At 36.6% G+C, this 13,896-nt stretch carries 12 protein-coding genes; 2 read left to right on the forward strand and 10 right to left on the reverse strand.

Annotated features, from left to right (window positions below; genetic code table 11):
* Positions 1-100 precede the first annotated feature (100 nt).
* From R3X28_RS14630 to ppdK, 10 genes are all read right to left on the reverse strand, one after another.
* On the reverse strand, positions 101-1,120 hold the full coding sequence (locus R3X28_RS14630; RefSeq protein WP_317665245.1) for a GNAT family N-acetyltransferase: 1,020 nt from the start codon (positions 1,118-1,120) through the stop codon (positions 101-103).
* A gap of 5 nt (positions 1,121-1,125) precedes the next feature.
* Positions 1,126-1,545, reverse strand: a complete 420-nt coding sequence (locus tag R3X28_RS14635) for an FdtA/QdtA family cupin domain-containing protein (protein WP_317665247.1) — start codon at positions 1,543-1,545, stop codon at positions 1,126-1,128.
* Positions 1,517-1,945 carry an FdtA/QdtA family cupin domain-containing protein gene (locus R3X28_RS14640; protein WP_317665249.1) on the reverse strand — a complete coding sequence of 143 codons (429 nt, stop codon included), beginning with the start codon at positions 1,943-1,945 and terminating at the stop codon, positions 1,517-1,519. Before R3X28_RS14640 ends, R3X28_RS14635 begins: the two co-directional genes overlap by 29 nt.
* Before the next feature lie 69 nt (positions 1,946-2,014).
* A complete protein-coding gene (gene rfbD / locus R3X28_RS14645) occupies positions 2,015-2,899 on the reverse strand; it encodes a dTDP-4-dehydrorhamnose reductase (RefSeq protein ID WP_317665251.1) in 885 nt (294 codons plus the stop codon).
* Positions 2,892-3,464: a dTDP-4-dehydrorhamnose 3,5-epimerase gene (gene rfbC / locus R3X28_RS14650; protein ID WP_317665253.1), complete on the reverse strand. Its 573-nt coding sequence runs from the start codon at positions 3,462-3,464 to the stop codon at positions 2,892-2,894. The genes rfbD and rfbC overlap by 8 nt, the downstream gene beginning before the upstream one ends.
* A 1-nt stretch (position 3,465) precedes the next feature.
* A complete protein-coding gene (gene rfbA / locus R3X28_RS14655; protein WP_317665255.1) occupies positions 3,466-4,344 on the reverse strand; it encodes a glucose-1-phosphate thymidylyltransferase RfbA in 879 nt (292 codons plus the stop codon).
* 2 nt (positions 4,345-4,346) lie between these two features.
* On the reverse strand, positions 4,347-5,414 hold the full coding sequence (gene rfbB, locus R3X28_RS14660) for a dTDP-glucose 4,6-dehydratase (RefSeq protein WP_317665257.1): 1,068 nt from the start codon (positions 5,412-5,414) through the stop codon (positions 4,347-4,349).
* A gap of 308 nt (positions 5,415-5,722) precedes the next feature.
* Complete coding sequence (locus tag R3X28_RS14665; protein ID WP_317665259.1) at positions 5,723-7,066, reverse strand: MraY family glycosyltransferase; 1,344 nt, start codon at positions 7,064-7,066, stop codon at positions 5,723-5,725.
* 675 nt (positions 7,067-7,741) lie between these two features.
* Positions 7,742-8,479, reverse strand: a complete 738-nt coding sequence (locus R3X28_RS14670) for a tyrosine-protein phosphatase (RefSeq protein WP_317665261.1) — start codon at positions 8,477-8,479, stop codon at positions 7,742-7,744.
* A 163-nt stretch (positions 8,480-8,642) separates the two neighbouring features.
* Positions 8,643-11,372 (reverse strand): pyruvate, phosphate dikinase, encoded by a 2,730-nt coding sequence (gene ppdK / locus R3X28_RS14675; RefSeq protein ID WP_317665263.1) that lies wholly within the window; start codon positions 11,370-11,372, stop codon positions 8,643-8,645.
* Positions 11,373-11,677: 305 nt separating this feature from the next.
* On the opposite strand from ppdK, the gene R3X28_RS14680 reads away from it, so the two are divergent.
* The gene (locus tag R3X28_RS14680; RefSeq protein WP_317665265.1) at positions 11,678-13,243 is read left to right on the forward strand and encodes a protein adenylyltransferase SelO; all 1,566 of its coding nucleotides are present in this window, start codon (positions 11,678-11,680) and stop codon (positions 13,241-13,243) included.
* A gap of 136 nt (positions 13,244-13,379) precedes the next feature.
* Positions 13,380-13,874, forward strand: a complete 495-nt coding sequence (gene msrA, locus R3X28_RS14685) for a peptide-methionine (S)-S-oxide reductase MsrA (RefSeq protein ID WP_154365122.1) — start codon at positions 13,380-13,382, stop codon at positions 13,872-13,874.
* Positions 13,875-13,896: the final 22 nt, after the last annotated feature.

The following is a 13,896-nucleotide window of genomic DNA, read 5'->3' on the forward strand; positions in this document are numbered from 1 at the left end:
GTTATTAATTCTGTTTGCGAAAAAGTGATTGTCAGGCCCTAAATGCAATAACATCAGTAAAATTAACGAGAACTTACTTATGGGTTATGTCATGGGCACCTTAATGGTGGTAGTTTAATACAACTTTTTGATTATTAAAAATTAAATCTTTTTCCAATAAGTGGTAATTTTTTGTTTCTATTTCAAAGGTATCGATTGAAAATGCCCTTGCTCCAAAACTTTCTTTCCATTTAAGTAATCCAAGGTTAAGGCCATTACAATCAAAGGAGCTTCCAAAATCAAAGTAATTTTTATGTTTGAAATTGTTTTCAATTAATTCAAAATAAAGAAGGTCAGATGCGCCTGACTGCCTTCCTTCATCATTGGCTGAATTATACTGCACGCGAACAACGTTAGTCGTTTCAAAAATTGTTGCGCCTGCGACAATGGTATTATTTAAGTACGCATTGAATTGGCGAATGTTGCTGGGGAACGATTTATGTAACCTTATGATTTCCTCAACGGTATGGGCAGGCTTGGCATTATATTTGTCTTTTAGGTTCGGCATCAATATTTGGTTCCAATATTCATGGAAGGTGTCTACTTCCTTAATCACCACACCCAATTTTTTTGCCCTTCTGACAAGTCTCAATCGAGTTCTATTCATTTCCAGTTTATCATTTAAATTGATTACGGATGAAAATTGCCTTACGGTAAGCTTTGCTTTGACCAAAAATTTGGCATAGGTTATTTCTTCAGCACCTATTGAATTATAAAACTTATGGAATGATTTATAAATAATCTTATTGATATGGTTTTCTTTTAGAACGTAGAGTATTTTATAGACTATCTGGAGGGTTTTATAAAGTGTTTCAGTTTTGCGGAGTATTATGCCACCATAACTTAGACCAAAATGAGAGGCTATGGTATACTCATCAACTCTATGTGCAGGAAAGGCGGCTACCGTTACATCGTTTTCAAAAACAATCAACGAACAATCGTTAAAGCGGTCTTTATGATAATCCATAAAATCCCGTTTGAATAAAAAAGTGGAATTTTTGGAATGATCGATAAAATCATCCCAAATTTCCTTATCCCCTTTTTTATATTTTCTGACCGTTATTGCTTCTAAACCTTGCATTTTGATTATTTTCTATATTCTAAAAAAGAATTATAATCCCTAATATAATCGCTTTCTTCAAAAACATGGGAAGCTAGTACCATTGATATGGAGCCAGAAGAAAAATTATTCAATTCTCGCCAAAGCCCTGGTACAATATGTAAAGCCAGGTTAGGTCTGTTCAGGGACACCGTTTTTCTATTTATACCATCGTCGATAATAACATCAAAACTTCCACTGGCAGCTATAATATATTGTTCCAGTTCATAATGGGCATGCCCACCTCGGGTTTCCCCACCGGGTACATCATATAAGTAATAGATTCTTTCAACTGCAAATGGAATATTTTTATTATTTTCTACAACGGTAATATTTCCAGATTCCGAATGTACTTTCGAAATATCGATTACCGAGCAATCAAAGACCGTATTTCGCTTTAGTTTCATTTCTAATTCGTTTAAAACTGTTAAAGTCCCTAATGTAATCCTGTTCGTCATATGGAATAGAAGAAACAATCAAAGACAAGGAGTTCGTGGAATAGTTCTCTATTCTTCTCCAATACAAATTGGGGACATATATACCATAATAAGAACGGTTTAAACTAAATTTCATTTCATTTTCCCCATCACTTAGTATAACATCAAAACTTCCTGATAACGCAATTATGAATTCGGTAGAAGTTTTAAAGGCATGTTCCCCTCTAATCTCACCACCAGGTACATCATAAATCCAATATGTTCTTTTAATATCAAAAGGAATCTGTTTGCTGTTTTCAAAAAAGCTTAAATTTCCCCTATCATCCAATATTTTTGGGAGTTCAATAATTCTAGGCTCGTCATTGATCATTTTTCGATTGTATTGTTTTTAAAATTGGATCATATAATACGTCAATTAAGTTGAAAGGTCTCTAAACCCTTATTTTGATTTATCCAATATTAATTCATGCATATGTTGCAAACAAGACTGTAAAGATTCTTTCCAATATGGAATATCCAATTCAAAAGTATCCTTGATCTTACGTTTATTCATTATGCTATAAAACGGTCTTGTAGCTGGTGTAGGGTAATCTATGGTTTCAATAGGATTTACTTTGATTAGTGTTTTTTCCAATTCAAAAATAGCCTTGGCAAAATCATACCAACTACAGACTCCTTCATTTGAAAAATGGTAAACTTCCACATTTTTGTTTTCCAACTTAGGTAGGATATTTAAGATGGTCGCTGCCAAATCCCTGGCATACGTAGGGGAGCCGATCTGATCAGCAATTATTCCCAATTGATCTCGTTCCTTTCCAAGCCTCAACATAGTTTTAACAAAATTTGCACCAAAACTGGAATACACCCAAGAAGTTCGAATTATTATAGATTTATCAGGATTTATCATTTGCATGGCTTGTTCTCCTTCCAACTTGGTTTTACCGTAAACATTTTGGGGGTTGGGAAGGTCGTCTTCCTGATAAGGTTGGTGTCCATTTCCATCGAATACATAATCCGTTGAGATATGTATCAATTTCACATTCTTTTTTTTTGCGATTTCGGCCATATTTTGGACAGCCAAATTATTTATTTCGTTTGCCTTGACCTCATCTGACTCTGCCTTATCAACAGCAGTATAAGCAGCACAATTAATAATTACTGTTGTATTATGGGCTTCTATAAAATTCTTTACATCGGAATGATTTGTAATATCCAATTGGGAAAAATCCGTAAACATAAAGTTGTTCCTAGGATAATTTGTACTTAAAGCGCGTATTTCAGAACCTAATTGACCATTAGCGCCGGTCACCAATATATTATTCATAGCATTTGGTTTTGAAATCAAAATATTCAGCTCCTTCAAATAAAGGCAATTGTGAATCCTTTAAAGAATGTTCAAGTAAATCCCTGTTTATTTTCCAGTCAATTCCAAGTGCTTCATCGTCAAAAGCAATTCCTTGTTCACTTTCCTTACTGTAATAATTATCAACTTTATAGGCGAATAGGGCTTCTTCGCTTAATACAACAAAGCCATGGGCAAACCCTCTTGGTATAAATAATTGTCTTTTATTCTCTTCGTTTAACTCCACAGCTACATGCTTTCCAAAAGTTGGTGAGCCTTTTCTGACATCAACAGCAACATCTAATACTCTACCTTTGATGGCGCGAACAAGTTTGGTTTGGGCAAAAGGGGGCATTTGATAATGAAGGCCCCTAATAACGCCATAGGTAGACTTTGATTCGTTGTCCTGACAAAAATCTACCTTGTAACCCAAAAACTCTGTAAGCCGGTCCTCTCGAAAGGTTTCGGTAAAATAGCCTCGTTCATCCCCAAAAACTTTGGGTTCACATAATACAACATCCGGTATTTCCAATCTTTTGAAATTCATATTAATATTCTTCAGCACGCTGTATTAAATATTTACCATAATTATTCTTTTTCAATGGTTCAGCTAATTTCAATAATTGACCTTTGGAGATATATCCCTTTTGATAAGCAATTTCCTCTAAGCAGGCAACTTTAAGTCCTTGCCTGTTTTCTATGGTCTGTATATAGTTAGATGCCTCCAATAGGGATTCATGGGTGCCTGTATCCAACCATGCATAACCTCTTCCCATGATTTCCACTTTTAAGTTATCTTTATCCAAATAAGCTTTGTTCACAGAAGTTATTTCCAATTCTCCCCTATGGCTCGGTTTAACATTTTTTGCAATTTTCACCACACTATTGGGATAAAAATAAAGGCCGACAACAGCATAGGGGCTTTTGGGTTTTAAGGGTTTCTCCTCTATACTTAACGCTTTTCCACTCTTATCGAATTCAACAACCCCATATCGCTCAGGGTCCTGTACATAATACCCAAATACGGTGGCTTTATTTTCTTCTTTTACATTGGTCAGTGATTTGGATAATAAATCGGTAAATCCGTGACCATAAAAAATATTGTCTCCTAAAACCAAACATACGTCATCGTTACCGATAAAATCTTCTCCAATAATAAAGGCTTGGGCAAGACCGTCAGGGGAAGGCTGCTCCTTATATTCAAAAACTATCCCAAAATCAGATCCATCACCTAAAAGTTGTTTGAAGCGCGGTAAATCCAATGGTGTGGAGATAATCAATATCTCTTTGATTCCGGCCAACATTAATACCGATATGGGATAATAAATCATCGGTTTATCATTGATAGGTAATAATTGTTTTGACGTACCCTTGGTTAAAGGGTATAATCTTGTGCCTGAACCTCCCGCTAATACTATTCCTTTCATTTTTATTTATATTGTAATGTATAATATTTTTGGTAGGCTCCACTGGTTACATTGTTTAGCCATTCTTCGTTGTTTAAATACCAATCAATAGTATTTGCTAGACCTTCTTCAAAAGTGACGGTTGGGCTCCAGCCCAATTCCTTGTTTATTTTGGTTGCGTCAATCGCATATCGTAGGTCATGGCCAGGCCTATCTTTGACGAAAGTGATCAACTGCTCGCTACTTCCTTTCTCACGACCCAATTTTTCGTCCATTTGTTGGCAAAGTAATTTCACCAAGTCAATATTCTTCCATTCATTAAAACCACCAATATTATAGGTCTCATGATTTATACCTTTATGAAAAACAAGGTCAATGGCTATCGCGTGGTCGATTACATATAACCAATCCCTTGTATAATCCCCATCACCATATACGGGCAGTTGTTTATTATTGATAATGTTGTGTATAAACAATGGAATTAGCTTTTCGGGAAATTGATTTGCCCCATAATTGTTAGAGCAGTTGGTAATCACATATGGAAGATTGTATGTTTCGCCATATGCCCTTACAAAATGGTCAGAACTAGCTTTTGATGATGAATACGGGGAATTAGGGTCATAGGAAGTTGACTCAGTAAATAATCCGGTTTTTCCCAATGTACCATAAACTTCATCTGTACTTACATGATAGAATAGTTTACCTTCCCAATTATCCTGCCATTGTGATTTAAATGCATTTAAAAGTATCATGGTGCCTAAAATATTGGTTTTGGCAAAAGCTAGAGGGTCTTTTATGGATCGATCGACATGGGACTCCGCAGCTAAATGTATTATACTGTCAAAATGATATTCATCAAAAATCGTGTTGATATATTTTTCATTGGTAATGTCTCCTTGAAGAAAAGTGTAATTTTCTTTTTCTTCTATATCCATTAGATTTTCTAAATTTCCGGCATATGTCAAGGCATCCAAATTATATATATGATATTCAGGATAATTGTTGACAAACCTTCGGACTACGTGGGAACCTATAAAACCAGCCCCTCCGGTTATTAATATTGATTTTCTGGCATTTCTTTTTTCTGGCATGTCTTAATTGATTAATTATATTATCATCGTAATGTTAAACGATTAAAATCAAATAATATTCTTTCCTTTTTTTGTCTTATTTAGAAATCGGAATGCTATAATTATGAACTATAAACTCAATTTAAAAAGCTGAAACCGATTTTGTTGGTATGTTAAATCTTTTTTTACATGAATTATTTGGTAAAATATATGGCAGGAAATTAAAAATAGGTATTTCGTATTAATTTAGACAAAAAAACCCTTGGTTTTATAATGAACCTATTTGTCAATATTTTCTTGGGTTTTTAGTTAATGGGTGTTTGTAATAATTATTCAAGAACAGTCGTCTTTTTTAAAATTGAAGCCCTTTTGTCAATGATTTTTTGTAATTCAGAGTCTTTTTCTTTTGAGTAATTTATATTACTATTGGCTACTTTTAAAACTTCAGAATTTTCATTTTCAGTAATTTCACATTCAAGATCAGGTTCAAGTGAACCTTTCGTTTCAGGGACTTCATTTTTAATATCATTGCCATTCAATTTTATCAGAAGGTCTTTTTTCTTTGAGACTTTTTGACGAAGAAAGCTTTCAACAAACGGCAGATAAGGGGAGAGGTAAAGTACTACCATCATCATTAGACAAATTACTAATTGCAGGTTAATATTCAAATCTTGAACCATAAAAGCCGTACCTATTACCAACCAATTGGAATTAACTATAAATAAGGTAGATTTTCTATGCGACATATCGAGATTCAATAGGCGGTGATGAATATGGTTTCGATCAGGACTAAAAGGACTGCGTTTTTCACTTAATCGAATAATAAACACTCTAAGGGTGTCCAAAAGGGGGAAGGATAAAATGGTAAGTAGTAGAATCGGAGCATTTGTGGTAGGCATTGGAATATTTACAGATGCATTGACTGCCAAGAATGAAATTCCCAAATAAGCCAATAGAAAACCTATGAACATTGACCCGGAATCTCCCATGAATAATTTTTTTGATCTAGATTTCGATAAATTGAACCTTAGAAAACCTAATAGAGAACCTATTAATACAAAAGATACCAATGCCAACAGGGACTGATCGTTCTGTAAGAAAAATATGCCTAAGGTACAGGAGCCGATTAAGGCAATTGAACCGGCTAAACCGTCAATACCATCAATAAGATTAAAAGCGTTTATTACTAAAATAAAAACAAAGAAAGTAAATAAGACCGAAACTAAATAAGGCAATTCACCTATGCCGAATAATCCTTGAAAATCCATGATTCGGACATCGGTCATAAATATAACTATGCCAGATGCAATTAATTGAGAAGATAATTTTTTCTTTGGTGGAATTGCGATTAAATCATCTTTAATCCCCATGAATAATAACAGAATGGTCGCCGCTAAAAGGGATAAAAGTTTTATTAGGTCTTTATGCTCCAATCCAATGGACATGCCAAATAAGATGATAGCTAAGGCAAATGAAGCAAATAGCCCAACGCCCCCAAAAGTCGGAATTTTTTCAGAATGTACTTTTCTTCCACCGGGCTCATCCATTATGTTTTTTGTTCTAACAATATAAATGATAACAGGGAACATGCGTATGGATGACAAAAAAGCCACTATTACTGAAAGTCCAGCTAAAACGTAAATGTTGGAAAATAAGTCAATTAAGTAGTCCATAAAAAGTGTTTGGTTAGTTTTGTTTCAAATATCTAGTATCTAGTGTATTAAAAAAATAATTGGTTTTATGGGAAACTTACATCGAAGATATTGCACTTCAATATGTTTGCTGGTTAATTTTCGATTAAATACGAAAAAAACATGTTATCGACACTTATCCTTCATATTTCGATTGATTTTACCATTTTGTTAAGTACATCAATGTTTTGGGATGAAAGTTAAAATGATGATGTGTCAAGGGAAATGATGTGTATCATTTTTTCAGTAATAATCTGAGTTTTTAAGGAGCTTCGATTGTTTTTAAGGTTCAGTCTTAGGTTTGTTATTAATGGTCACAATTACCTGTTCAAAACTTATGCCAATTATGAATTTGTTTAATAATAAGTCCAAACAGGCTTTGGATAGTTTATATATTTTACGAATGAGTTGAAATGCCTTTCTTACATAAAGACGGTTGAATTTCTTTTTGACTAGAGGCTAAATAAGAATACTTTAAGTAAGTAATTTGGGGCCATGTTCATATAAAAGGTCTTATCACTTTACAAGTCTTAATTAGGTAATATTATATAACACCTCAAGAGTATTCTTGTTGAAGGTTTTTCTTGGTACCTAAAAGAATAGTAATAATTATGAAGTTGATTTCTAATTAATTAAGTCTTATAATAATTTCTTTTTCTAAAATGAATTATTGGTTTTAAGGAGTATAGGTTTTAGTAGTTCCAATGTTTTGGTATCTACCTGTACTTCCTTAAGACTGTTCAATTGCCGTTTATTATGAACATCGGTCGCAGCAAAGTCTATTAATCCCTTACTCAATAATTTCATTGCCATTTGTTGTACTTCTTTTCCATAGTACTTGCTTAATGAAAGTAAGTTCAACTGATAGAGTACTCCCTGCTTTTTATATGCTTTATGGGACCCCATCTTTGAATGTAGGTAAAGGTATCTTTCCGGGTGGGCCAAGATGGTGAAATACCCTTTCTGCCTGATTTTTTCCAACGCCTCCTCAAAATTGATGGAAGCCTGTAAATAAGACATCTCAACCAAGAGGTAATTGCCTCCCAATGGCATGATCTCATCCCGTTCCAGAATAGCTTCAAAATTGTCATCGATCATATGTTCGGCTGCGGCCCGAATAGAGACATCTTTCAATTTGTGTTGTATCAATTCATTTTTTACAACAATCAAAGCGTCCTTAATGGATTTTGGATCGTTCGGGTAATAATTGTTCATAATGTGTGGCGTTGCAATGAAATCGGTAACTCCGATTTCCCCAAAGCCTTGGATCAGCTCAATGGATTCATCAACATTTTTTGACCCATCATCAATACCCGGTAAGATGTGATTGTGAATATCAATAAAACCTTCTAAATAATCGACTAGAAAATTTTTCTTTTTGAAAAAGTCAAACATTATTCAAATTAATTTGTAGCTACACTACAACCGTGTAGTTTGGAAACAACAAATATAGTACTTCTATTTTGACTGTTACAGCTATTGATGAACCTTTAGGTTGTAAAACAAAAAAGGCTTTACAGTCTTGTAAAGCCTTTATTCTAACTATTAATAACCTTCATTAAGCTTTTGCTTTAATGGCGGCCTGAGCAGCGGAAAGTCTTGCTATAGGCACTCTAAAGGGCGAACAACTAACATAGTTCATACCTGTTTTGTTACAGAATTCCACTGAGCTTGGTTCTCCACCATGCTCACCACAAATACCTACTTTTAGGTTCGGTTTGGTGCTTCTGCCCCTTAACGTTCCCATTTCCACTAGTTGGCCAACGCCTTCTTGATCCAATACTTCGAAAGGATCGTGGGTAAGGATTCCTTTTTCAAGGTATACATTTAAGAATTTACCGGCATCGTCCCTGGAATAGCCCAAGGTCATCTGTGTTAAATCATTGGTTCCAAAAGAAAAGAAATCCGCATGTTCGGCAATCTTATCGGCCATTAATGCGGCACGTGGAATCTCGATCATAGTACCGACCAAATACTCGATGCTGTCATTTCTTTCTTTAAAAACTTTATTGGCAGTTTCGGTAATGATCTTTTTCTGTTCTATGAACTCATTAGCGGTTCCTACGAGCGGCACCATGATTTCAGGTTTGGCCACTATGCCTTTTTCCTTTAAGTTCAATGCAGCCTCTATGATCGCCCTGGTCTGCGTTTCCGTAATTTCAGGGTAGGTGTTACCTAGCCTACATCCCCTATGTCCCAACATGGGATTGAATTCCTGTAGTTCGGCTACTTTATTTTTGACTGCCGCCAAGGAAATATGCATGTCTTCGGCCAATTCTTTTTGTGTTGCCAATTGATGGGGAACAAATTCATGTAATGGTGGATCCAATAAACGAACGGTTACCGGTAACCCTTGCATAGCTTCGAAGATACCCTCAAAGTCACTTCGTTGCATGGGAAGTAATTCTTCCAACGCATGTTTTCTTCCTTTAACTGTATCGGCCAATATCATTTCACGCATGGCTTTAATCCGGTCTACTTCAAAGAACATATGTTCCGTTCTTGTGAGCCCGATACCTTGTGCCCCGAAGTTTCTTGCGATGGCCGCATCTTTGGGGGTGTCGGCATTTGTACGCACTTCCATGGTACTGTATTTATCCGAAAGTTCCATAATCTCCCCAAATTCACCACTTAATTCGGGTTCCATAGTGGCGACTTTACCTTCGATGATGTTCCCTGTAGATCCATTTAGGGAAATCCAATCCCCTTCATGAAATTCCTTGCCATCGACCCTTAGAACCCTATTCTTATAATCGATTTTTAAGGCTCCTGCCCCTGAAACACAACATTTGCCCATACCACGTGCCACAACGGCTGCATGGGAGGTCATACCCCCACGAGCGGTTAAGATTCCCTTAGCGACATTCATACCCTCTAAATCCTCAGGTGATGTTTCTATACGTGTTAATATGGTATTCTTGAATTTTTTGGCCTCATCAGCAAAGAAAACGATCTGACCGGTTGCCGCACCTGGGGATGCAGGTAACCCTTGTGCAATTACATTGGCCCTTTTCAAGGCTTTAGTATCAAAGACAGGATGCAATAATTCATCCAATTTATTGGGCTCAATACGTAATAAGGTTTCTTTTTCATCTATAACTCCTTCTTTAAAGAGGTCCATCGCTATTTTGACCATTGCGGCACCGGTTCGCTTACCTATTCGGGTTTGTAGGATCCACAATTTACCGTCTTGGATGGTAAACTCCATATCTTGCATATCGGAGTAATGGTCTTCCAGTTTTTGTTGGTACTCATTGAGTTCGGCATATATAGAAGGCATCAATTCTTCCAAAGAAGGATAATTCTCAGCTCTATCCGCTTCTTCAACCTTAGCTAGTTCTGCCCAACGTTGTGATCCCAATTTTGTAATCTGTTGTGGTGTTCTTACCCCGGCTACAACATCCTCTCCTTGAGCATCAATCAGGTATTCGCCATTAAAAACATTCTCTCCCGTACCTGCATCCCTTGTAAAACATACCCCGGTTCCTGAATTGGTTCCCATATTACCGAAAACCATAGCCTGTACATTCACAGCCGTTCCCCAATCACTGGGATAATTATGCATTTTACGATAATATTTGGCCCTATCACCGTTCCAACTATCAAAAACGGCCATTACCGCTCCCCATAATTGATCCCAAGGATCGGTAGGAAAATCATGACCGGTTCGTTTTTTTACGGCATCTTTGAAGTCATAGACCAAATCCTGTAAATCCTGAACCGTGAATTCAGTATCCAACTCTATATTTCTTTTATCCTTAAGGTGTTCCATTATTTCCTCAAAAGGATCAATATCTTCTTTGGTATGGGGTTTCATTCCTAGAACAACACCACCGTACATTTGAATGAATCTACGGTATGAATCCCATGCAAATCGCTCGTTATTGGTTTTCTTTACCAAGCCTAGTACTGCTTGGTCGTTAAGTCCAAGGTTAAGAACGGTGTCCATCATTCCCGGCATGGAAACCCGAGCACCGGATCGTACGGAAATCAACAATGGATTCTCGGAATCCCCGAATTTAGTGCCCATTGTTTTTTCGATGGATTCGATAGCCGATTCAACACTTTCCTTAAGTTCATTGATCACGGTATCTTTCCCTAGGGTGTTATATTCCGTACATACCTCTGTGGTAATTGTGAATCCTGGGGGCACGGGTATACCAATTGCGCTCATTTCGGCTAAGTTGGCCCCTTTACCTCCTAGAAGGTTTTTCATTTTACTGTTCCCATCAGCTTTTTTATCTCCAAATAGGAATACTCTTTTTTTTATTTCTGTTAAGGTTTCCATAAGAATTTATATTAGTATGTATTCTACCAAATTTAAAGACTTAGAAAACCAAATCTCATGACATTTATCATGATAACTACCTCTGTGTAACCTAGGTTACAAAATTATTGTACTTAAAACGGGGTTTTTGTTTGGAGTTCAAAAAATAATGTTTTGATAAATTATTTTTAACTAAAATTCTAGTATTGTTTTATATCTTATATTACTAACCTATTAAGAACAATAAGGAAACAAAGGATGAATCTTTGAAAAATCGAAGTCAATGATATTTCCAAGGTTGTACCTTTATTTGATAAATTTATAAATTGAAATTAAAACTCAACATAGCGGATAAATTCAATAAGGAGCTTCCGGCGGATCCTAATGAGCAGAATACAAGAAGACAAGTACGCAACGCATGTTTCTCTTATGTTACCCCAAAAAAGCCTTCCAATCCTTCATTGGTGCATGTTTCTCCAGAAATGGGAGAGGCGCTTGGGATAATGAATTCTATTAAGTCAAAAGATTTTTTAAACGTATTCTCGGGTGCCAAAGTAATGAAAGGAACAAAACCCTATGCCATGTGCTATGGCGGACATCAGTTTGGGAATTGGGCAGGACAGTTGGGTGACGGTCGGGCCATAAACCTTGCCGAGGTAGAAAATAATGGTAAAACATGGGCGCTTCAGCTCAAAGGGGCAGGGGAGACCCCTTATTCTAGAACTGCAGATGGCTTGGCCGTTTTACGTTCTTCCATTCGGGAATATCTTTGTAGTGAGGCCATGTACCACCTTGGTGTACCTACAACAAGGGCACTATCTTTGATCTTAAGCGGAGACCAAGTGCTTCGGGATGTCATGTACGATGGTAATCCTGCTTATGAAAAAGGTGCCATCGTATGCCGTGTGTCACCATCCTTTATCCGTTTTGGTAATTTTGAGATATTGGCGGCACAGGATGATGTGAAAACATTGCGTAAATTAACTGATTTTACCATAAAGCACTATTTTTCATATTTGGGCAAACCTTCCAAGGATACTTATTTGGCTTTTTTTAAGGAAGTTGCCGTGAAAAGCCTGGAAATGGTGATGCATTGGCAACGTGTAGGTTTTGTACATGGGGTAATGAATACCGATAATATGTCCATTTTAGGCCTTACCATTGATTATGGCCCTTATGGATGGTTAGAAGGGTATGATCACGGGTGGACACCCAATACAACCGATAAAGCACATAAGCGTTATAGGTATGGCACCCAACCTCAGGTTGTTCTATGGAACCTGTTGAAACTAGCAAATGCCTTATATCCACTTATTGAAGAAGTAGAACCCCTACAGGCCGTACTTGCAGAATATCAAGATGAGTTGAAAGTAGCTTATTTGAACATGATGAAATCTAAGTTAGGTTTATATAAGACAGATGAAAATGATCAGGATTTGGTAGATAAACTGGAAGATGTACTACAACTTTCAGAAACCGATATGACTATCTTCTTTAGATTGCTTACTGGTTTTAAAGGAGATGATTCCAATGATGGATTGGATTTGATAAAAGATGCTTTTTACCATCCTGAAGACATTAAAGGTGAAGTTTCAAGACAATGGAAAGAGTGGTTCTCGGCTTATAGGGTACGATTGAAATTAGAGGGGAAAAACGACGTTGAACGGGTTGCAGGAATGAATGCCGTAAATCCTAAGTACGTACTTCGCAATTATATGGCTCAATTGGCCATTGATGCCGCCGATAAAGGGGACTACACTATTTTAGATGAACTTTTCAATCTCTTGAAGAAGCCTTATGATGAGCAGCCCTATAGCGGCAAATGGTTTGCCAAACGTCCCGAATGGGCAAGGAACAAAGTAGGCTGTTCTATGTTGTCCTGTAGTTCGTAGGTTTATTTCTTTTGAATTAAGGTGATGGTCAATTAAAAAAGATGTAAATAATCACATCAATATGTAATTTTTTGAAATTAAAATTGACTAACATTCCCGTTATATTGATATTGCATTACAATTAAATTCTTAGATGATGAACAACGATAAAAAAGCATATATAGCCGGTGGGTGTTTTTGGGGAATGGAAGAACTTTTTAGAACACGCCCTGGAGTAAAGGATACCGAAGTAGGATATATCGGTGGGGAAAATGAACACCCTACCTATAAGAATCACCCCGGTCATGCCGAAGGTATAGAAATCACTTATGACCCTTCAGTTACCACATTTAAAGAGCTGCTGGATTATTTCTTTCGGATGCACAACCCCACAACCATTGATAGGCAAGGGAACGATTTGGGCTCTAGTTACCGTTCGGCCATTTTTTTTCAGAATGAAGAGGAAAAAGAACAAGCGCAGGAAGTCATGGCCATTGTTGACGCCTCACAAAAATGGGAAGGGAAAGTTGTGACGACCTTGGAACCCTATACGACGTTTTGGCCGGCAGAACCTGAACATCAAGATTATTTGGTGCGCAACCCTAATGGGTATACCTGCCATTTTGAGCGGTTTACTGAAAGTTTTTTATAAGATTTGGGATTTATATACCCTC

This window comes from Maribacter sp. TH_r10, from assembly GCF_033101095.1.
Taxonomy (GTDB): domain Bacteria; phylum Bacteroidota; class Bacteroidia; order Flavobacteriales; family Flavobacteriaceae; genus Maribacter_A; species Maribacter_A luteus.